22 protein-coding genes are annotated in these 18,652 nt (G+C 60.5%); 5 read left to right on the top strand and 17 right to left on the bottom strand.

Going from position 1 to position 18,652, the window contains the following annotated elements; all coding sequences use genetic code 11:
• The first annotated feature begins 73 nt into the window (after nucleotides 1-73).
• Entirely contained in the window at nucleotides 74-571 is a 498-nt protein-coding gene (locus tag JAB4_RS05840) for a zinc ribbon domain-containing protein (protein ID WP_070222537.1), read from the top strand.
• A 93-nt stretch (nucleotides 572-664) separates the two neighbouring features.
• Here the strand turns inward: JAB4_RS05840 and JAB4_RS05835 are convergent, their stop codons facing one another.
• The 5 genes from JAB4_RS05835 to JAB4_RS05815 all read right to left on the bottom strand — a co-directional run bounded on the left by JAB4_RS05835 (nucleotide 665) and on the right by JAB4_RS05815 (nucleotide 4,134).
• Nucleotides 665-883 carry a hypothetical protein gene (locus tag JAB4_RS05835; RefSeq protein WP_034784905.1) on the bottom strand — a complete coding sequence of 73 codons (219 nt, stop codon included), beginning with the start codon at nucleotides 881-883 and terminating at the stop codon, nucleotides 665-667.
• A gap of 80 nt (nucleotides 884-963) precedes the next feature.
• Nucleotides 964-1,545: a TerD family protein gene (locus JAB4_RS05830; protein WP_070222539.1), complete on the bottom strand. Its 582-nt coding sequence runs from the start codon at nucleotides 1,543-1,545 to the stop codon at nucleotides 964-966.
• A gap of 39 nt (nucleotides 1,546-1,584) precedes the next feature.
• Nucleotides 1,585-2,280, bottom strand: coding sequence for a TIGR00266 family protein (locus tag JAB4_RS05825; protein WP_070222541.1), 696 nt, complete (start codon nucleotides 2,278-2,280; stop codon nucleotides 1,585-1,587).
• Between the two features lie 73 nt (nucleotides 2,281-2,353).
• On the bottom strand, nucleotides 2,354-2,929 hold the full coding sequence (locus tag JAB4_RS05820) for a TerD family protein (RefSeq protein ID WP_070222543.1): 576 nt from the start codon (nucleotides 2,927-2,929) through the stop codon (nucleotides 2,354-2,356).
• 131 nt (nucleotides 2,930-3,060) lie between these two features.
• Nucleotides 3,061-4,134, bottom strand: a complete 1,074-nt coding sequence (locus tag JAB4_RS05815) for a DUF475 domain-containing protein (protein WP_070222545.1) — start codon at nucleotides 4,132-4,134, stop codon at nucleotides 3,061-3,063.
• A 115-nt stretch (nucleotides 4,135-4,249) separates the two neighbouring features.
• Between JAB4_RS05815 and nhaR the strand changes: the two genes are divergently transcribed.
• The 3 genes from nhaR (at nucleotide 4,250) to JAB4_RS05800 (ending at nucleotide 8,083) form a co-directional block, all read left to right on the top strand.
• Entirely contained in the window at nucleotides 4,250-5,164 is a 915-nt protein-coding gene (gene nhaR, locus JAB4_RS05810) for a transcriptional activator NhaR (RefSeq protein WP_070222547.1), read from the top strand.
• A 124-nt stretch (nucleotides 5,165-5,288) separates the two neighbouring features.
• Nucleotides 5,289-6,623, top strand: coding sequence for an MFS transporter (locus JAB4_RS05805; protein WP_070222549.1), 1,335 nt, complete (start codon nucleotides 5,289-5,291; stop codon nucleotides 6,621-6,623).
• A gap of 119 nt (nucleotides 6,624-6,742) precedes the next feature.
• On the top strand, nucleotides 6,743-8,083 hold the full coding sequence (locus tag JAB4_RS05800; RefSeq protein ID WP_070222551.1) for a hemolysin family protein: 1,341 nt from the start codon (nucleotides 6,743-6,745) through the stop codon (nucleotides 8,081-8,083).
• Here the strand turns inward: JAB4_RS05800 and JAB4_RS05795 are convergent, their stop codons facing one another.
• From JAB4_RS05795 to JAB4_RS05770, 6 genes are read right to left on the bottom strand one after another with little or no spacing between them, the layout of a single operon-like run.
• Nucleotides 8,084-9,160: an AI-2E family transporter gene (locus JAB4_RS05795; protein ID WP_070222553.1), complete on the bottom strand. Its 1,077-nt coding sequence runs from the start codon at nucleotides 9,158-9,160 to the stop codon at nucleotides 8,084-8,086.
• 43 nt (nucleotides 9,161-9,203) lie between these two features.
• Nucleotides 9,204-9,797 (bottom strand): SCO family protein, encoded by a 594-nt coding sequence (locus JAB4_RS05790; protein ID WP_070222555.1) that lies wholly within the window; start codon nucleotides 9,795-9,797, stop codon nucleotides 9,204-9,206.
• Entirely contained in the window at nucleotides 9,794-10,693 is a 900-nt protein-coding gene (gene cyoE / locus JAB4_RS05785; protein ID WP_070222556.1) for a heme o synthase, read from the bottom strand. Before cyoE ends, JAB4_RS05790 begins: the two co-directional genes overlap by 4 nt.
• Nucleotides 10,694-11,869, bottom strand: coding sequence for a COX15/CtaA family protein (locus tag JAB4_RS05780; RefSeq protein ID WP_070222842.1), 1,176 nt, complete (start codon nucleotides 11,867-11,869; stop codon nucleotides 10,694-10,696).
• A gap of 18 nt (nucleotides 11,870-11,887) precedes the next feature.
• On the bottom strand, nucleotides 11,888-12,517 hold the full coding sequence (locus JAB4_RS05775; protein WP_070222557.1) for a cytochrome C oxidase subunit I: 630 nt from the start codon (nucleotides 12,515-12,517) through the stop codon (nucleotides 11,888-11,890).
• Nucleotides 12,498-13,244, bottom strand: a complete 747-nt coding sequence (locus JAB4_RS05770; RefSeq protein ID WP_070222558.1) for an SURF1 family protein — start codon at nucleotides 13,242-13,244, stop codon at nucleotides 12,498-12,500. The genes JAB4_RS05775 and JAB4_RS05770 overlap by 20 nt, the downstream gene beginning before the upstream one ends.
• A gap of 36 nt (nucleotides 13,245-13,280) precedes the next feature.
• Between JAB4_RS05770 and JAB4_RS05765 the strand changes: the two genes are divergently transcribed.
• Complete coding sequence (locus JAB4_RS05765; RefSeq protein ID WP_046683386.1) at nucleotides 13,281-13,481, top strand: twin transmembrane helix small protein; 201 nt, start codon at nucleotides 13,281-13,283, stop codon at nucleotides 13,479-13,481.
• 161 nt (nucleotides 13,482-13,642) lie between these two features.
• On the opposite strand, the gene JAB4_RS05760 is transcribed toward JAB4_RS05765, so the two are convergent.
• Genes JAB4_RS05760 through coxB form a run of 6 tightly spaced genes read right to left on the bottom strand, consistent with a single transcriptional unit; the run spans nucleotide 13,643 to nucleotide 18,322 of the window.
• A complete protein-coding gene (locus JAB4_RS05760) occupies nucleotides 13,643-14,503 on the bottom strand; it encodes a cytochrome c oxidase subunit 3 (protein WP_070222559.1) in 861 nt (286 codons plus the stop codon).
• A gap of 40 nt (nucleotides 14,504-14,543) precedes the next feature.
• Entirely contained in the window at nucleotides 14,544-14,750 is a 207-nt protein-coding gene (locus JAB4_RS05755) for a DUF2970 domain-containing protein (RefSeq protein ID WP_034749002.1), read from the bottom strand.
• 9 nt (nucleotides 14,751-14,759) lie between these two features.
• Nucleotides 14,760-15,332: a cytochrome c oxidase assembly protein gene (locus JAB4_RS05750; protein ID WP_071650232.1), complete on the bottom strand. Its 573-nt coding sequence runs from the start codon at nucleotides 15,330-15,332 to the stop codon at nucleotides 14,760-14,762.
• Nucleotide 15,333: 1 nt separating this feature from the next.
• Complete coding sequence (locus JAB4_RS30620) at nucleotides 15,334-15,450, bottom strand: cytochrome oxidase small assembly protein (RefSeq protein ID WP_217494223.1); 117 nt, start codon at nucleotides 15,448-15,450, stop codon at nucleotides 15,334-15,336.
• A gap of 51 nt (nucleotides 15,451-15,501) precedes the next feature.
• Nucleotides 15,502-17,100 carry a cytochrome c oxidase subunit I gene (ctaD, locus tag JAB4_RS05745; protein WP_034749009.1) on the bottom strand — a complete coding sequence of 533 codons (1,599 nt, stop codon included), beginning with the start codon at nucleotides 17,098-17,100 and terminating at the stop codon, nucleotides 15,502-15,504.
• A gap of 13 nt (nucleotides 17,101-17,113) precedes the next feature.
• Nucleotides 17,114-18,322: a cytochrome c oxidase subunit II gene (gene coxB / locus JAB4_RS05740; RefSeq protein WP_070222560.1), complete on the bottom strand. Its 1,209-nt coding sequence runs from the start codon at nucleotides 18,320-18,322 to the stop codon at nucleotides 17,114-17,116.
• Nucleotides 18,323-18,652: the final 330 nt, after the last annotated feature.

Here is an 18,652-nt window from a genome sequence, read left to right as displayed (position 1 = left end):
CTGTACGGCTGTTGCGGGGGATAAACCCATGCACCGCAGCCGCCTGGTCACCATTCATCGTGAAGGATAGCCCATGTTTTGCACGGCATGCGGGACGCAGCAAGCGGAAGGCAAGACGCACTTTTGCGCCAACTGTGGCGCGCGCAGTGACGCCGCCGAGGCACTGCCTGCCGGTGTGGCTGGCTGGAGCTGGGGTGCCTTCCTGCTGAACTGGATATGGGCGATCGGCAACCGCACGTGGATAGGCTTACTCGCACTGATCCCCTACGTTGGCATCGGGATTGCCATCTGGCTGGGCATCAAAGGCCGTGAGATGGCCTGGAAAAATGGAGAATGGCAAAGTGTTGAACACTTCAACCTGGTACAACGAAAGTGGTCGCAATGGGGCATCGGTCTTACGCTAGTCATCGGCGTGATCAGCCTGTTGCTGTCTTTCGCCTTACTCGTATCGTGGTCGAAAGACATGAAGCGCGTTGACGCCAGCACCGTCGACACCCTGCTGGCGGCAGCGGAAACGTCCTCGCAAGAGGCCGCACAAGCGGCAATATGCCCAGCCGAAAGCGATGAGTAGCGCCTCGCACGCGCACAAAAAAGCCCGCACGATCGCTCGTACGGGCTTTAGCGCAAGGATTCCTGGCGCCCGGTTGATTTAGATCAATCGACCTTAAATCAAGCGACTACGCCTGCGCATGTAGCTGCGGCTTAACGCACCTTCCAGTTCCTGCTCCGTTTTATGCTGGTTCACCGTGTACAGGGCCCACAGGGCCGCCGGCGCCCAGCCGATCACAGTGCACTGCAAGATCAAGGCGGCGGCACCGGCCAGCGGGCGCCCCAGCATGAAAAACGTGAGACACGGAAGTAGCAAGGCTATCAGCAATCGCATCACGACATACTCTCCTTCAAAATAGAGCAGCGGACAAGGGCCGGTATCCGGTCCGTCCCCCGCCCGCTGCGTACTGCTCCTTATAGATGCACTGAGATTTGCGGCATCAGGTCGTCAAACGTGCGACCGTTGCCGTTTTCTCCGATGGCGTGCATCTTCCATTCGCCGTTATGGCGGTACAGCTTGGCCATGATCTGTGCCGTGTGGGAACCTTGCACAGACAGGTTGAAACGCGCGACTTCCTGGTTATTGCTGGCATTCAAGATGCGGCAATAGGCGTTTTCCACCTGCGAGAAGTTCTGGCCAGTAAAGCTGTTGACGGTGAAGACCAGGCTTTTCACGTGCGCCGGCACCTTCGACAGATCGACATTGATCTGTTCGTCGTCGCCATCGCCCGCGCCCGTGCGGTTGTCGCCCGTGTGGACAATGCTGCCGTCCTTGCTTTTCAGCTGGCGGAACCAGACGATGTCGGACGTGCCCTTGTTTTCATCGAACATGATGCACGAGGCGTCCAGGTCGACGGCTTCCGTCTTCGAACCGAAACCGAGGAAACCCTTGGTCTTGGCCGCATCCCAGCCCAGGCCCATGGTGATACGGGTCAGGGTGGTACCAGCTTCTTTGTCCAGAGAAATCTTCTGGCCCTTGCTCAAATTGACAGACATACGCATAGCTCCTGTTTGCTTGGTTACATCAAATATTAGTTACGCCGGCTTGCTTTGGGTCCAGGCGAGGAAGGCCGCGCGGTTGCGCGAGCACACGAGGATTTTTCCCGTGCCTGAAAACTTCAGCACCATGCCTTCGCCGCTGGTCTGGCTATTGATCAAATTGCCCAGAAAGCCGCCGCTGCTGCCGGTCGTGATGGAAATTTCGTATTGCAGGCGGTTGTCCCAGCATACGACGTGCGAATTGTCGATCACCACGTCCTTGCCAGGCGTCACTTCCAGTTCCGACATCGCGCCAAAACCGGACACCGCCAACTGGCCGCTGCCTGCCGTCTCGGTGATGAAAAAACCACCGCTCTGGGCAAACAGCGCATTGCCAAGGCTTTGCGTGCGCACCTTCAATTCCACGCCAGACGTGGCAGCCACGAAGGCGCCGTCGCTGATCATGTATTGCTGGGCGCCAACCTCGAGCACCCGCATCGCGCCGGGCAAGGTGGGCGACAGCAGACAGTCGCCGTCGCCCCGCATGGCCTCGATATGCTGCTGAAAGAACGATTCCCCGTTGGCAAAGGTGCGCATCAGCGCCGCACCTATGCCGCCGGTCATCTTGCCTTTCAGCTCAAGATTGGTTTCCATCATCACCATCGCATCGGATTCGCAATAAATCTTCTCGCCCTTGGCCAGCGACACATGCAGAAACGGGTCGACGTCCCCTGTTACATTAAAAACCGGCATTCAACTGTTCCTTCCTCAACGATGATGGTGATGGCGGCGGCCCGCGCTGCGGACCGCCTTGATTATTTACAACTTATACGCCGACGCCGAAAGACGCGGCGAGTGGGCCCAGACCGCCTTTATATCCCTGGCCGATGGCCTTGAATTTCCAATCGCCGCCATTGCGGTAGATTTCGCCGAAGACCATGGCCGTTTCCGCCGAACCGTCTTCCGACAGGTCGAAGCGGGCGATTTCCGTGTTGCCGTTGGCGTTGACGCAACGCACGTACGCTTTCGATACCATACCAAAGTTTTGCTTGCGCGCTTCGGCATCGTGAATCGTCACGCAGACGGCGATCTTGTCGATCTCGGCTGGCACCGTGGCCAGGTCGACGACGACGGTTTCATCGTCGCCATCGCCGGCGCCCGTGGTGTTGTCGCCCGAGTGGGTGACGGAACCGTCGCTCGACTTCAGGTTGTTATAGAAAATCATGTCGACGTCGGCGCGAACCTTGCCGTCGGCCTTCAACAGGAATACGGAACCGTCGATGTCGAACGCGGCGCCGTCGGTGGCGCGGGCATCCCAGCCCAGGCCGATGATCATCTTCGAAATGCCGGGGGCTTCCTTGCTCAGGTTGACGTTGCCGCCTTTTTGCAGACTGATTGCCATGATGTATTTCTCCTATGTGGGTTGTATATGATCAAACACCTGGCGTCCTCCACCGGCCTGACTCCCCAGGCCGGCGGCGACGCTTGCTGCAACTTGCCGACAAACGGGTGTAGTCGTTTGCCGCGCATTCTTTACACTGCCTTGACCGCTTCCAGCGCTTCCGTCCGGCCTTCTTCGAGGGCCATCCTGCGCTTGTAGCGGATCGACGACCACAGCGAGGCGAGAATGAAGGCCACCCCAATCAGACCCGTGAAAATCTCGGGAATGTGGAACTTCATGCTGACCAACATGATCACGGCCAGGATACCGATCGCATAGTGCGCGCCGTGCTCCAGATAAACGAACTCGTCGAGCGTGCCCTTGCGCACCAGGAACACCGTCATCGAACGCACGAACATCGCGCCGATTGCCAGGCCCAGCATGATGATCACGACATCCTTGGTGATGGCAAACGCGCCGATCACGCCGTCAAAGCTGAACGAGGCGTCGAGCACTTCCAGGTACAGGAAGCCGCCAATACCGCCGCGCTTGATGATATCGCCCATGTTGCCGTCGCCGTTGTCGCCTTCCAGCAAACCGCTGATCACATCGACGCCCACGTAGGTCAAAATACCCCACAGGCCGGCCGTCAGGACCACCAGCTTCTGGCCTTCTTCGATCATCGACAGACTGACCATCAGGGTACCGAGCGCGATCATCACCGAAATCGACGAAATCTTGCCCAGCGCGCCCAGTTTTTCTTCAATGCGGCCCAGCCAGTGCGTTTCTTTTTCCGAGTCCAGCAGGAAGTTCAGGAAGACCAGCAGCAGGAAAATGCCGCCGAATGCCGCCACTTCCGCGTGGTGATTCGTCAGGTGCATCGAATACTGTTCCGGATTGCTCAGTGCCAGATTCCATACTTCCATCAAGCCCAGGTCCGCCGCTTGCGCCACGATGACCAGCGGGAACAGCAGACGCATGCCGAACACGGCGATGATGATGCCCACGCCCAGGAACAGGTTTTGCCAGAATTTGTCCCAGTTCTTCAGCACCGAGGCATTGACCACCGCGTTGTCGAACGACAGCGAGACTTCCATCACGCCCAGGATCACCGCGATACCGAGCGCCGCCAGCATCGTCTGCACGCCACCGTGCGTGTAACCCCACCAGGCGGAAATGCCCAGGCAGATAAATGTCACTAGAAATGACACTCTGAAATGCTTCATCGATAGTTCCCCGTTATCTAGATTTAATGAAACATAGTATAGGGACATGTCACACATTTAAAAATAGAAGATAATGGAAGTATTACTTCGTAAAAACAGAAGATAGGATATCGCGATGAAAACCACAGGCTTCAATTACCGCCATTTGTACTTCTTTTGGGTGGTCGCCAAGGAAGGCGGCGTGACGCGCGCGGCCGAACGGCTGGGATTGGCCGTGCAAACCATCAGCACCCAGCTGGCCCTGCTGGAAAAGGAACTGGGCCGCTCCCTGCTGCAGCCGCAGGGACGCCGCCTGGTGCCGACGGAAGCGGGCCGGCTGGCGCTCGGCTATGCGGACCAGATTTTTTTGCTGGGCGAGCAGATGCAGGATGCGCTGGCCGATACGGACGCGGAAAAGATGCGTTTGACGGTGGGCATTTCCGATTCCCTGCCGAAACTGATGGCCTACCGCATGCTGGACGCCACGCGCAGCCTGGACCAGCCCGTCAAGCTCGTGTGCCTGGAAGACGAATTTGAATCCTTGCTGGCCGACCTGGCCCTGCACAAGCTGGACCTGGTGTTGACGGACCGCGCCGTGCCCGCCGGCGCCAGCCTGCGCGTGTCCAGCCACCTGTGGGGCGAAAGCGCCATGAAACTGTTCGGCATCCCCGCGCTGGCCGCACAATACCGCGACAACTTCCCGCACAGCCTGCATGGCGCGCCATTCCTGCTGCCGGCGCGCAATAACGCCTTGCGCGGGCGCATCGATGAATGGATGGTGCAGCAAGGCGTGCGGCCCGATGTGGTCGGTGAATTCGAGGACAACGCCATGCTCAACGCCTTCGGCCGCAAGGGCCTGGGCCTGTTCTTCGCCCCGGCCAGCCTGGCGGCCGATATCGAGGAGCAATTCGGCGCCGTGCTGGTCGGCGACGCCTCATCCCTGCGCGAACAGTTTTATGTCATTTCAAACGAACGCAAGATCATGCACCCGGCGCTGGACGTCATCCTGGCCGCCATCCAGGGCCAGCCAAAGATTCACAAGGAAAGCTGATAAATCCATTCGAAAATAACGTTTGAATAATCAATCAAAAGCGATTGTAATAAAGCCTGAGACAAACACGCACCCCTCCCTCGCCGGCAGGGCGCGATCACCATAAAAAAACAGGAGCATCACCATGTCCACGGCAGGCAAGACGATCGATATTCCCGATCTGATCAATAACAACAGGATCGGCTCCTTCCAGATCGGCATGCTGATCCTGTGCGGGCTGTGCGTCATCATGGATGGCTTCGACGTGCAGGCGATGGGCTATGTGGCGCCCGCCATTATTGCCGATTGGCATGTCAGCAAGGCCAACCTGGGTCCCGTGTTCGGCGCGGGTTTGCTGGGCATGCTGGTCGGCTCGCTCGTCTTCAGCATCACGGCCGACAAGTTCGGCCGCCGCCCCGTGCTGATCGGCTCGACCATCTTCTTTTCGCTGTGCATGCTGGTCACGCCGCTGGCAACAAACATCGAGCAATTGCAGCTGATACGCTTCATTACCGGGCTGGGCCTGGGCGCCGTGATGCCGAACGCCATGGCGCTGGCCGGCGAATACAGCCCCCTGCGCAAGAAAGTCACCCTGATGATGCTCGTCTCGTGCGGCTTTACCCTGGGCGCCGTGCTGGGCGGATTATTGTCCGCCGCGCTGATTCCCGCCTTCGGCTGGCAATCCGTGTTTTACGTGGGCGGCGTGGTGCCGCTGGTCATCGGCGTGCTGATGTTCTTCCTGCTGCCGGAATCGATGCAATTCCTGGTGCTCAAGAAACGCAAGCTGGATAAAGTCGCCAAGTGGCTCAAACGCATCGATCCCACCGTCAACATCACGGCCGACACGCAATACGTCGTGCATGAAAAGGAACACAAAGGCGCGCCCGTGCTGCAATTGTTTACGGGCGGCCGCGCCAAGATGACGATTTTGTTGTGGGTCATCAATTTCATGAACTTGCTGAACTTGTATTTCCTGTCCAACTGGCTGCCGACCATCGCCAAGGAAGCGGGCCTGTCGACGGCCAACGCCGTGCTGGCGGGCACGGCCCTGCAAGTGGGCGGCACCATCGGCACCCTCGTCATGGGCCAGCTGATCGACCGTTCCAGCTTCCGCCGCATCCTGCTGCCGTGCTTTTTGGTCGCTGCAGTCGCCATTGCCCTGATCGGCCGTCCCGACGTGTCGCTGGCCTTCCTGTTCATCACCATTTTCATCGCCGGTTTCTGCGTGGTGGGCGGCCAGCCTGCCGTCAACGCCCTGGCGGCCAGCTACTACCCGACCACCTTGCGCTCGACGGGCATCGGCTGGAGCCTGGGCGTGGGCCGCATCGGTTCCATCATCGGCCCCGTGCTCGGCGGCGAGCTGATCCGCCTGAACTGGCCCAACAGCACGATCTTCCTCGTCGTCGCCATCCCCGCCATCGTCTCGGCTGTCATGGTCTTCGCCATGCGCGGCGGGCCGCAAACGGCGGCCAAAGGCTGAAAAGCGCGAAAAACCCGCCGCGCGCGCCCGCCCGCACGGGCGGGGCGCGCGGCTAAATTAGGCTATGGCGGCCTTCGTCGTTTAAGATGACGTTTTAACAGCCCATCTTTTGCGCCCCCATGCACAATGTCTTGCTAGTCCTGCTCGCCCTCTTCCTGGTCGCGCTGAACGGTTTTTTTGTTGCCGCCGAGTTTGGCATCGTCACCTTGCGGCGCACGCGCATCCGCGCCATCGCCAAGACGCAAGGGCTGCGGGGCCGCATCTTGGCCAAGGTGCATGGCCAGCTGGACGCCTACCTGTCCGCCTGCCAGCTGGGCATCACGCTGGCCTCGCTGGGCCTGGGCTGGGTCGGCGAACCGGCATTTGCCGGCTTGCTCGAGCCGCTGTTCGGCGCCATCGGCGTCACCTCGCAAGAGCTGATCCACGGCATCTCCTTTGTCCTCGCCTTCAGCGTGATTTCCTTCCTGCATATCGTCGTGGGCGAACTGGCGCCCAAATCGATGGCTATCCGCAACCCGGAAGCCGTCGGCCTGTGGAGCGCGATTCCCCTGTACGGCTTTTACTGGACCATGTATCCCGCCATCTACCTGCTCAACGCCAGCGCCAACTGGGTGCTGCGCCTGGCGGGCCTGTCCGGCAAGGGCGGCCACGATGCCCATTACTCATCCGAAGAACTGAAACTGATCCTGCGCACCAGCCAGCCCGGCGAAAAGTTTACGCGCGACGAGCGCAACATCCTGGCCCAGTCGCTTGATTTCGAACAAATGACGGTGTCGGACCTGATGCGCCCGATCAATGAAGTGATCGCCCTGCACGCGTCGAGCACCTTGGAAGAAAACCTCGACACGGTGCTGCGCAACCGCTTCAGCCGCTACCCGTATTTCGACACGAATGAAGACGACGTGCTGGGCGTGGTACACCTCAAGGATCTGTTCTTTGCCCAGCAGGCGGGCAAACCGATCACCTCGCTCACGCCGTTTTTGCGTCCCGTGGACATCATTTCCGCGCGCACGCCGGCCCTGGAACTGTTCCGGCGCTTTCGCGACGGCGCGCCCCACTTCGCCCTGATCGGCGAGAAGGGCAAGCGTCCGCTGGGTTTTATTACGCTCGATAACTTGCTCGGAGCCATGGTCGGTGAAATCCGCGATGAATTCCGCCGCAATGAAAACGACTGGCTCAAGCAAAGCGACGGCACCCTGATCGGCAAGGCCAGCCTGCCCATCTTCTCGCTCGAACGCATCCTCGGCATCGATATCGAAAACGAGGAACTGGGGCTGGACGACGTGGAATCGGTGGGCGGCTTGATCATGGTCAAGCTGGGAGACATTCCGAAGCAGGGCCAGCGCATCACCTTCGTCGACTTCGACATCGTCGTCAAGAAGATGAACGGCCCGCGCATCGTGCTGATCAAGGTGATTCCCAAGCAGGAGCGGGATCTCGATGCGGACTTGCGCGACTGATTACTTCTTCAACGTAATCGTATCCTTGCCCTGCGGCACGGTGGTTTCGCCCACCGTCCACGTTTGCAGCAGGCTGTACAGCACGGCCAGCAGGGTCGGGCCGATAAAGATGCCGACGAAGCCGAAGGCCAGCACGCCGCCCAGCACGCCCAGCAGCACCAGCAAAAACGGCAGGCTGCTGCCGCGGCTGATCAGCATGGGTTTGACCACGTTGTCCACGCCGCTGATCAGCAGCGCGCCCCACACCAGCATGAAAATGCCCCAGCCCGTCTGGCCGTCTGAAAACAGCCAGATGGCGGCACCGCCCCAGATCAGAGGCGGACCCACGGGGATCAGCGAAAAAATGAAGGTGGCAACGCCCAGCAGCGCGACGGCCGGCACGCCGGCGATCAGGAAGCCCACCACGGCCACCAGCGCTTGCGCCAGCGCCGTGCCCAGCAAGCCATACATGACGCCGCGCACGGTGCGGCTGATGGTCAAACCCACGCCGGGCGCGCTGTCGCCGATGATGCGGCCGGCGCCCGTCATCAAGGCACGGCTCAGCTGCTGGCCGTCGCGGTAGAGGAAGAAGCTGACGAACACGGCCAGGCTGGTCTGCGCCAGGCCCGTGCCCAGCAGGATGCCGCCGGAAGCGAGGAAATGGCGCGCCGGCTCCAGCATCGTCTTGCCCAAATTCAATAATTCCTCGCGATCGGCGAGCAGGCGCTCCACGTAGCCGGCGATGGTTTCGCCCACCACGGGAATGCTGGCCAGCCAGGCGGGCGGATGCAGGCCGCCCGTTTCCAGCGCCGTACGCAACTGTTCATAGATGCGCGAGACGTTATCGGCCAGGTTGTAGGTGACGAGGGCCAGCGGCAGCACGATGACCAGGAGCAATGACAGGGTCATGATGGCGGCCGCCCAGTTGCGCCGGCCTTTCAGGCGGTCGAGCAGGAGGAGATACAGGGGCCAGCTGGAAATGCCCACGCAAGCGGCAAACAGCATGGCGGCGAGGAAGGGCCGCAAGACGAAAAAGCAGCCGATCAACAAGAAGATGATGGCTGCCAGGCGGGCGTGCGGCTCGAAACGTTTGTCCATGTACTGCATATCCTGAAGATGGCGCCCGGGGGGCGCGACCGGGTCAGGATAGCAGAAGTTTAAGATCGTGCGCGATGGCGGCAGGCTTTTCGCCGTGGCGCACGAACAGGCGGATCTTGCCTTCGCGGTCGAACACATAGGTGCCGGCCGTGTGGTCGACCGTGTAGCTGCTGTCCGTTTCGCCTTCGACCTTGGCGTAATACACCTTGAATTCCTTGGCCACCTTGGCCGTCGCGGCCGCATCGCCATACAGGCCCACGAAGCGCTTGTCGAAGGCGGGCACGTACTGGGCCAGCAATTGCTGCGTGTCGCGCTCGGGGTCGACGGTAACGAACAGCACCTGCACCTGGTCCGCCTGCGGACCCATTTCCTTCATCACCTGCGCCATGTCGGCCATGGTCGTGGGGCAGACGTCCGGGCATTGCGTGTAGCCGAAGAACATCAGCACCAGCTTGCCCTTGTAGTCGGCCAGGGTGCGCGGCTGGCCCGTGTGGTCCGTCAGCGCGAATTCGCGCGCGTAGCCCAGGCCCGTCACGTCCGTATTCTTGAATGCCAGCTTCGGTGCGGCAGGCTTGCCGCAGCCGGCGAGGACGACGGCCAGCGCGGCCGCCAACAACAGAGTCAGGGTTTTTTTCATGTGCCGAGGGGAATGTAGTGATCGACCAGCAAGGCCGCGAACAGCAATGCCAGGTAGATGATGGAAAAAGTAAACGCTTTGCGCGCGATCAAGTCCGTGTAGTGGCGGTACATCTTCCAGGCGTAATACAGAAAGCCCGCATTGAGCACCACGGCCGCAGCCAGGTAGATCAGGCCGCTCATGCGCACGGCGTACGGCAGCAAGGTGGTGGCGGCCAGCGCGATCGAGTACAGCCAGACGTGAAATTGCGTAAATTGCATGCCGTGCGTGACGGGCAGCATGGGCAGGCCCGAGCGCGCGTAATCGTCGCGGCGGTACATGGCCAGCGCCCAGAAGTGCGGCGGCGTCCACACGAAAATGATCAGGACCAGCAGCCACGCCTGCATCGGCACGTCGTTGGCGACGGCTGCCCAGCCCAGCGCGGGCGGCATGGCGCCGGACAGGCCGCCGATGACGATGTTTTGCGGCGTGGCGGGTTTGAGCACCATGGTGTAGATCAGCGCATAGCCGACAAACGTGACGAAGGTCAGCCACATGGTCAGCGGATTGACGAGGTGATACAAAATCGCCATGCCCAGGCCGCCGATCACGAGCGCGAACACCACCGTCTGTTTCACCGTGATGTCGCCCATGGCCATCGGACGGCGCGCCGTGCGGGCCATGCGCGCATCGATCTCGCGCTCGGCCAGGCAATTGACGGCAAACGCGGCGCCGGCCAGCAGCCAGATGCCGATGGTGCCGAACACCACCGCGTGCCAGTCGGGCAACTCCTCGCTGGCCAGGAACATGCCGATGACGGCGCAAAACACGGCCAGTTGCGTCACGCGGGGCTTGGTCAGCGCCCAGTACTGGGCGATGCGGGGAGATGGTTTACGGCTGATGGTCTGAGTAGTCATTTATGCGGTACGGGATGGACTGGCTGGTGCCGGGGGCACTGGCGCGGAGGCGCAAGCGCGCTGAACATTGCGCGCAACATCGAGTTGAAATTTAGCCTTGTAGTTTAACATGGTCAGCAACAACACGAGCAGCGCCGCCCCGCCGTTATGCAGGACGGCAATCGACAATGGCCAGCTCAGGTAGATGGTCGCCAGGCCCGTGGCCGCCTGCAGGGCCAGCACCAGCGCCACCCAGCGGGCCGTGCCGCGCAGCGATGGCAATTTCCACGCGCGCCACACGGTATAGCCGATGCCGGCCAGCACGATGAAGGCGAAGTTGCGGTGCACCCAGTGGATGGCCGTCAGCGCGGAAAACGGCAAATAGTGGCCGGCGGCCGTCTTGCCCAGTTCGCGCCACAGGTGGAAACCATGCTCGAAATCCATCTCCGGAATGACCTTGCCGCCGCACAGGGGGAAATCCGTGCAGGCCAGCGTGGCGTAGTTGGTGCTCACCCAGCCACCGAGCGCGATCTGCACCGTCAAGAGCACGAGCGACATGACAGCCAGCGCGCGCACGGGGCGCAGCACGGCAGCGTCCGCATCGGCGCGCAGCAGGGGTTTGACGGCATGATCCTGGCGCCCGCCCAGCCACGTCAGCATGGCCAGCAAGCCCATGCCCAGCAGCAAGTGGATGGTGACGATCACCGGTTGCAGCTTCAAGGTGACGGTCCAGGCGCCGAACGCGCCTTGCAGGCAGACGAACAGGAACAGCGCCGTCGGCAGCGCGGGGGCGAATTCCTCGCGCTTGCTCTTTCTCCACTGGCGCCACGCCTGCACCATCATCGCCACGATCAAGACGCCGATGGCCATGGCCAGGTAGCGGTGCGTCATTTCGATCCACGCTTTCACTACCGTCACGGGGCCCGTCGGCATCAGGGTTTCCGCCGCGACGATGTGTTCGTGCGCCAGGAAAGGATTGGCCGAGCCATAGCAGCCGGGCCAGTCAGGGCAGCCGAGACCGGAATCGGACAGGCGTGTAAAACCGCCGAACATGATCAGGTCGACCGTCAGGAAGACGGCGATCCACACGAGCTTGCGGTATTTATTGGCGTCCGCGGACACCCACACCATGCTCAAAGGCAGCAGCGCCACCAGCAGACCCGTCAAGCCCAGCTGGGCCAGCGCGGAAAGATGCATCGTCGGCATGCGTTCCCCTTAACCGATCGCCGAAGCTTTGAGCAGCTTGGCGATGTCTTTCTTGATCTTGTTCGGGTCCGCGTCTTTCGGGAAGCGCATCATCAGGTTGCCCAGCGGATCGATCAAATATAAGTGGTCGCTGGTCTTGCCGCCCGGCTCCACGGGCAGCCACGCCTTTAAGGCGTCATTATTCACGCGCAGCATGCTGGTGCCGTCAAATTCGCGCATCACGAGCGTGTCGAGCGGCTGAGCGTCCGTCACCAGCCAGACCCGTTCCAGGCGTTCGCGCTCCTTGCCTTGCATCAAACGCAGTTGTTGCATGTCAAACAATTGCTTCTTGCACGCTTCCTGGCAATCGGACGGGCCCGTCTGCAGCAACACCCACTTGCCCTTGAACTGGGCCAGCGGCGCGGGCTTGCCGTCCAGTTCAGCCACCTGCAGCTGGGCTTCCGGTATCGGGTACAGACGCGGGTCGATCAGGGCGCCATAGTTGTTGCGGCCCGTGGGCTTGATGATGTAATACGTGAAATACGAAGCGATGATGGGAAAGGCGCACACGGCCACGACGGCCAGCAGTTTCCACCGTCCCGTGTTCTGCAGCTGCTTGTTGCTGTTGTCTTGCGTTGCTTCAGGGCTGTTTGTTTGCACGTCGAAATCCTGTAAAGACAAAAAATAAAAAAGCCATCAGTGCCAGTGCGTACCACTGGAAAGCATAGCCGCGGTGCTTGTCGGCGCCCAGGTCGGGTGCCGGCCAGTCGCGCACGGGAAGCTGGCCGGACGCTGGCGCCGCTGCTGGGTCGACTGTTTGTTCGAGAATAAATGGCTGCAAGGCCAGGCCGCTGGCCCGGGCCAGCTGGCCGATATCGGCATTTTGCACGATGGCGTGCGGCGCCAGGGCCGGCGCCGTGCCCAGTTCCATCACATGGCCCGCGTTCAGGCGCGCGATGCCGGTGATCGTCACCGTACCCGTGGGCGTGGCGTAGTCGGGAATGCGCGTGCGCTCCGCATTGTTGCGCGGCAGCCAGCCCTGCGCCACCAGTACGTGCATGGGGGAACCGTCTATTTGAAATGGCGTGAGCACGTGGAAACCGGCCTGGCCCTTGTAGGGGCGGTTGTCCAGGTAGACCGTCCAGGCTGGCACGAAATGGCCCGTGACGGTAACGCGGCGGTATTCGATCGCTTGCGCATCGTCCGGCAGCAGCGGTGCGGCCGTCAAGGCCAGCGGCGCGGCCTGGTTGCCCGCCTCGAGTCGGGTGGCGCGGGCGACTTTTTCATCGGCACGGCGCTGCTGCCATTGCGCCAGCGACACGCCCAGCGCCACCAGTAGCAGCATTACAACAAATGGAATCCATCTAAAATGGAAGCGGATACGCATTACAATGAAACCTCCTCAAGCCTGGCGCTACCATCCATGAAAATCCTCGTTGCCATCGCCTTCATCCTGATCCTGGGCAGCCTGGGCTCGGCCCTGTTCTTCCTCATGCGCGACAAGGGCAAGAGCAACCGCACCGTGCAGGCGCTGGCCCTGCGCGTGGGCTTGTCGATCACCCTGTTTTTGCTGATCCTGCTGGCGCATCATCTGGGTTACATCCAGCCGACGGGCATACATTAACGGCTGGGGTCAGACCCGACGGGTCTGACCCCGTTGCCAACGACGTTGCTTGCTTAGCAAAATTCTTCACACTAAGAAAAAAGCCGTACCCAGGATCTCCCGGTACGGCTTTTTTTTATGGTGCCGGCGCGCCCCTCAACAACGCGCGCCCTGCCCCGCCATTATAACCAATACACGACCACGTACAGGCCCAGCCAGACGACGTCGACAAAGTGCCAGTACCAGGCGGCGCCTTCGAAGCCGAAGTGGTGCTCGGGCGTGAAGTGGCCTTTCAGCACGCGGTACAGGATGACGGACAGCATGATGGCGCCCAAGGTCACATGGAAGCCGTGGAAGCCCGTCAGCATGAAGAAGGTGGCGCCGTAGATGCCGGACGTCAATTTCAAGTTCAGTTCGCTGTAGGCGTGCATGTATTCGTAGACCTGGAAGCCCATGAAAATGGCGCCCAGCACGATGGTGGCGAACAGGAACAGGGCCGTCATGGCGCGGTGGCCGGCGCGCAGCGCGTGGTGGGAAATCGTCAGGGTGACACCCGACGTCAGCAGCAGGGCCGTATTGATGGTCGGAATCCAGAACGGCGTCATGGTGGTGAATTCCTGCACCGTGCCGGCCGGGCCCGTATTGCCCCAGTGGGCGGCGAAATCGGGCCAGATCACCTTGTGGTCGAGGTCGGCCAGCCATGGCATCGAGATGCTGCGCGCGTAGAACAGGGCGCCGAAGAAGGCGGCGAAGAACATGACTTCCGAAAAGATGAACCAGCTCATGCTCCAGCGGAAGGAGTGATCGATGCGCTCGCTGTACAGGCCCTGTTCCGATTCGCTGATGGCGTCGCCGAACCAGAAATACAGCACCAGCAGGATGCCCGCGATGCCCAGGTAATTCACGTACGGGCCCCAGGAGACGTCGTTGACCCAGGCCGAGGCGCCGATCATGGTCAGCAGCAGGCTGGCGCCGCCCAGCATGGGCCAGCGCGACGGGCCGGGCACGAAATAATAAGGTACGGCGGCGTGGTTGGAACTCATCATCATCTCCTCAAAAACTTATAGGGTGGTTTTTTATAATTTATAAAACGACGAATTTAACAATTGAAATCAGGATGCCGATCAGGCAAGCCACCACCAGGAAACCGGCGATGACGATGTGCACGGGATTGAGCTTGGCCGAATCCGTGTCGAAATCGCTCTTGCGGCGCAGTCCCGTGAACGACCAGACGACGGCCCGCAGCGAATACAGGAACGACGCTTTTTCCGGCTGCTTGGATTCGCCCATGGCACTCTCCTATTGGACGGCCGGCGTCTGAGCCTGGCTCAGACCGGCAATCTCGAAAAACGTGTACGACAGGGTGATGGTCTTCACCTCTTTCGGCAGGGCCGGATCGAGGAAGAACACCACCGGCATCTGCCGCGCTTCGTGGGCCTTCAAGGTCTGCTGCTTGAAGCAGAAGCACTCGACCTTCTTGAAATGCGGCGTGGCGCTCTGCGGCGCGTAGCTGGGGATGGCTTGCGCGTTGACGACGCGGTTTTGCGTGTTGACCACTTCATACAGGACGGTCACCAGCTCGCCCGGATGCACCTGCATGCTCGAGACGGTCGGGCGGAAGCGCCATGGCCCTTGCGCATTGCCGTCGAACTCGACGGTGATGCTGCGCGTCGTATCGACCTGCGTATTGTTGTCGTAAGCCACCGTGCCATCTTTTTGCGTCAGCACGTTAATGCCCATCACTTCGCAAATCTGCTTGTAGACGGGAATCAGGGCATAGCCAAAGCCGAACATCAGCACGGCAATGACGAGCAGCTTGCCCAGCATCTTGCGGTTCAGGCCGCGCGTTTCCTGTTGGTGGGGCGTCGTCACGTCAGAGCCACATGCGCTTGACGAACACGGACAGGAAGAAGAAGGCCGCCAGGGCGGCCAAGATCAGCCCGGTACGCAGGTTGTTCGGTTTCTTGCGCTCAGTTTTCACTTCGGTCATGGCAGGCACTTTATTCAAGACGGGCCGCGCAACACGCCGGCCCGCGATACCTTATTTCACGGTCGGCGGCGTTTCAAACGTGTGGAACGGCGCCGGGCTCGGCACGGTCCATTCCAGGCCTTCCGCGCCTTCCCATGGTTTCGCCGGCGCAGCCTTGCCGCCGCGGATGGTCGGCAAGACGACGAAGAACAGGAAGTACACCTGCATCAGGCCGAAACCGAAGCCGCCGATCGAGGCGATCATATTAAAGTCCGTGAACTGCGCCGGATAGTCGGCGTAGCGGCGCGGCATGCCGGCCAGGCCCAGGAAGTGCATCGGGAAGAAGGTCACGTTGAACGTGATCAGCGACAGCCAGAAGTGGATCTTGCCGCGCGTCTCGTTGTACATATGGCCCGTCCATTTCGGCGACCAGTAGTAGAAACCGGCGAACAGGGCGAACAGCGAACCGGCCACCAGCACGTAGTGGAAGTGCGCCACCACATAATAGGTATCCTGCAGCTGGATGTCGATCGGCGTGACGGCCAGGATCAGGCCCGTGAAGCCGCCCATGGTAAACACGAAGATGAAGCCCACCGAGAACAGCATCGGCGTTTCGAACGTCATCGAGCCCTTCCACATGGTGGCGATCCAGTTGAACACTTTCACGCCCGTCGGCACGGCGATCAGCATGGTCGCGTACATGAAGAACAGCTGGCTCGTCACCGGCATGCCGGTGGTAAACATGTGATGCGCCCAGACGATGAAGGACAGAATCGCGATGGAAGCGGTAGCGTAGACCATCGAGGCATAGCCGAACAGCGGCTTGCGGGCAAACGCGGGCAGAATCTGCGAGACGATGCCGAAGGCCGGCAGAATCATGATGTAGACCTCGGGATGGCCGAAGAACCAGAAGATGTGCTGGTACATGACGGGGTCGCCGCCGCCCGCCGCATTAAAGAACGAGGTGCCAAAATGGCGGTCCGTCAGGGTCATGGTAATCGCGCCAGCGAGCACCGGCATGACGGCGATCAACAGATACGCGGTAATCAGCCAGGTCCAGCAGAACATCGGCATTTTCATCAGGGTCATGCCGGGGGCGCGCATGTTCAGGATGGTGACGATGATGTTGATCGAACCCATGATGGACGAGGCGCCCATCAGGTGCATGGCAAAAATCGCCATGTCCATGCCGGGGCCCATCTGCGTCGACAGCGGCGCATACAGGGTCCAGCCGGCAGCCGTGGCGCCGCCCGGTACGAGGAATGACGTGGCCAGCAGCAGCGCGGCCGGCGGCAGCAGCCAGAACGAGAAATTGTTCATGCGGGCAAACGCCATGTCGGACGCGCCCACTTGCAGCGGGATCATCCAGTTGGCGTAGCCGACGAAGGCCGGCATGATGGCGCCAAACACCATCACCAGGCCGTGCATGGTGGTCAGTTGATTAAAAAATTCAGGGTGAAAGAATTGCAAGCCCGGATGAAACAGTTCCGTACGGATCATCAGGGCCAGCACGCCGCCCGACAGCAGCATGATGAACGAGAACCACAGGTACAACGTACCGATATCCTTGTGGTTGGTGGCAAACAGCCAGCGGCGGTAGCCGGTCGGGTGGTCGTGGGCATGGTCGTGATCGTGACCGGCGTGGTCCAAGGTGCTCGTGCTCGTACTCATATGCGGCTCCTAATTACTTGCGTGCAGCCACGACTTCGGCTGGTTGAACGATGTTCTCTGCGGCCTTGTTCGACCAGGAATTGCGCGTGTAAGTGATCACTGCGGCAATTTCCGTGTCGGACAGCTGTTTCCATGCCGGCATTTCCGCGGGATACTTGCCGCTCTTTTGCCCGTTCAGCAAGACGTGGATCTGATCGGCTTTCGGGCCGTTCACCACGGCCGAGCCGTCCAGCGGCGCAAATGCCCCCGGTACGCCCTTGCCGGTCGCCTGGTGGCAGACCACGCAGTTGGCCGTATACACTTTCTCGCCCTTGACCTTCAATTCGTCGATGGTCCACACCTTGCTTGGATCATCAGCCAATGCGGCCATTTCCTTTTGTTTTACATCAACCCAGGCCTTGTAGTCGTCGGCGGAGACGACCTTGACGACGATGGGCATGAACGCATGTTCCTTGCCGCACAGCTCGGCACAATTGCCGCGGAAGGTGCCGATATGGTCGGCCTTGAACCAGGTGTCGCGCACGAAGCCGGGAATCGCATCCTGCTTGACGCCAAAGGCGGGCACGGACCAGGCGTGGATGACGTCGTTGGCCGTCAGTACCACGCGGATCTTCTTGTTGACCGGCACGACGACTTCGTTGTCGACTTCGATCAGGTAGTTTTCGCCCCGTTTTTCCGTCGGCGGCGCACCTGGCGCACCCACTTGCGAGCGCGGCGTGGCCAGGTTGGAGAGGAAGGAAATGCCTTCGCCCTCGCCTTTCAGGTAGTCATAGCCCCATTTCCACTGCATGCCGGTGGCCTTGATGGTGATGTCGGCGTTCGAGGTGTCCTTCATGCCGACCACGGTGCGCGTGGCAGGCAGGGCCATACCGATGACGATCAGGAAAGGCACGACGGTCCAGGCGATCTCGACGGTGGTGCTTTCGTGGAAAGTGGCCGGCTTGTGGCCCAGGGACTTGCGGTGCTTGAAGATGGAATAGAACATGACGCCGAACACGGCCACGAAGATCACCAGGCAGATGATCATCATCAGGGTGTGCAAATCGTAGATTTCATGGGCGATCTGTGTCGCCGGCGGTTGCAGATTCATTTCGAACGGCACGGGACCGCCGGTGCCGGGATAGGTGCTGGCAGCCGGTGCCGCCGTGGCCCATCGCCCGATGCCAAACGCTGTCAAAGACAGCCCGAGCAGCAACGATTGAAGTCGCTTTGCATGTGTCATGTTTTCCCCAACCACCCAAAAATAATGATATTTTAAACGGCTGCGGATTTCTCCGTACTGGACCGCTGCCGCTCCTCCATGAAAGCAACACGGCCGGAATGCGGCCATGTGCGTCAAGCACCAGCGAATTCCATGCTGGCTGCCGCAGCAAAAAACGGCGGCGCGCAACCATGCTGGAACCCTGTTTTTCTTCCCCACATCGAAATGGCCTCGTGTGGAAGATGGTTACTATACTAATGCAGTAACTTCGAATAAGTCTCGCTTTGTTTTTTTTATTTTGTATGCAGCCCTTGTTTTTTTCAATTAGCAAGCTGACAAACAATCAACGAT

Origin of the sequence: Janthinobacterium sp. HH102 (assembly GCF_001758625.2) — a bacterium.
Taxonomy (GTDB): Bacteria; Pseudomonadota; Gammaproteobacteria; order Burkholderiales; family Burkholderiaceae_D; genus Janthinobacterium.
This window is presented reverse-complemented; position numbering and strand designations above follow the sequence as displayed.

What these genes read in the sequence shown, in the direction of transcription:
- JAB4_RS05790 (WP_070222555.1), bottom strand. Translation starts at nt 9,797, where the DNA reads ATGAAAAAAACCCTGACTCTGTTGTTGGCGGCCGCGCTGGCCGTCGTC.
- JAB4_RS05800 (WP_070222551.1), top strand. Translation starts at nt 6,743, where the DNA reads ATGCACAATGTCTTGCTAGTCCTGCTCGCCCTCTTCCTGGTCGCGCTG.
- JAB4_RS05825 (WP_070222541.1), bottom strand. Translation starts at nt 2,280, where the DNA reads ATGCCGGTTTTTAATGTAACAGGGGACGTCGACCCGTTTCTGCATGTG.
- JAB4_RS05840 (WP_070222537.1), top strand. Translation starts at nt 74, where the DNA reads ATGTTTTGCACGGCATGCGGGACGCAGCAAGCGGAAGGCAAGACGCAC.
- JAB4_RS05760 (WP_070222559.1), bottom strand. Translation starts at nt 14,503, where the DNA reads ATGAGTTCCAACCACGCCGCCGTACCTTATTATTTCGTGCCCGGCCCG.
- JAB4_RS05770 (WP_070222558.1), bottom strand. Translation starts at nt 13,244, where the DNA reads ATGCGTATCCGCTTCCATTTTAGATGGATTCCATTTGTTGTAATGCTG.
- JAB4_RS05835 (WP_034784905.1), bottom strand. Translation starts at nt 883, where the DNA reads ATGCGATTGCTGATAGCCTTGCTACTTCCGTGTCTCACGTTTTTCATG.
- JAB4_RS05765 (WP_046683386.1), top strand. Translation starts at nt 13,281, where the DNA reads ATGAAAATCCTCGTTGCCATCGCCTTCATCCTGATCCTGGGCAGCCTG.
- JAB4_RS30620 (WP_217494223.1), bottom strand. Translation starts at nt 15,450, where the DNA reads ATGACCGAAGTGAAAACTGAGCGCAAGAAACCGAACAACCTGCGTACC.
- JAB4_RS05780 (WP_070222842.1), bottom strand. Translation starts at nt 11,869, where the DNA reads ATGCATCTTTCCGCGCTGGCCCAGCTGGGCTTGACGGGTCTGCTGGTG.
- JAB4_RS05755 (WP_034749002.1), bottom strand. Translation starts at nt 14,750, where the DNA reads ATGGGCGAATCCAAGCAGCCGGAAAAAGCGTCGTTCCTGTATTCGCTG.
- JAB4_RS05830 (WP_070222539.1), bottom strand. Translation starts at nt 1,545, where the DNA reads ATGTCTGTCAATTTGAGCAAGGGCCAGAAGATTTCTCTGGACAAAGAA.
- JAB4_RS05820 (WP_070222543.1), bottom strand. Translation starts at nt 2,929, where the DNA reads ATGGCAATCAGTCTGCAAAAAGGCGGCAACGTCAACCTGAGCAAGGAA.
- nhaR (WP_070222547.1), top strand. Translation starts at nt 4,250, where the DNA reads ATGAAAACCACAGGCTTCAATTACCGCCATTTGTACTTCTTTTGGGTG.
- ctaD (WP_034749009.1), bottom strand. Translation starts at nt 17,100, where the DNA reads ATGAGTACGAGCACGAGCACCTTGGACCACGCCGGTCACGATCACGAC.
- JAB4_RS05815 (WP_070222545.1), bottom strand. Translation starts at nt 4,134, where the DNA reads ATGAAGCATTTCAGAGTGTCATTTCTAGTGACATTTATCTGCCTGGGC.
- JAB4_RS05795 (WP_070222553.1), bottom strand. Translation starts at nt 9,160, where the DNA reads ATGGACAAACGTTTCGAGCCGCACGCCCGCCTGGCAGCCATCATCTTC.
- cyoE (WP_070222556.1), bottom strand. Translation starts at nt 10,693, where the DNA reads ATGACTACTCAGACCATCAGCCGTAAACCATCTCCCCGCATCGCCCAG.
- coxB (WP_070222560.1), bottom strand. Translation starts at nt 18,322, where the DNA reads ATGACACATGCAAAGCGACTTCAATCGTTGCTGCTCGGGCTGTCTTTG.
- JAB4_RS05805 (WP_070222549.1), top strand. Translation starts at nt 5,289, where the DNA reads ATGTCCACGGCAGGCAAGACGATCGATATTCCCGATCTGATCAATAAC.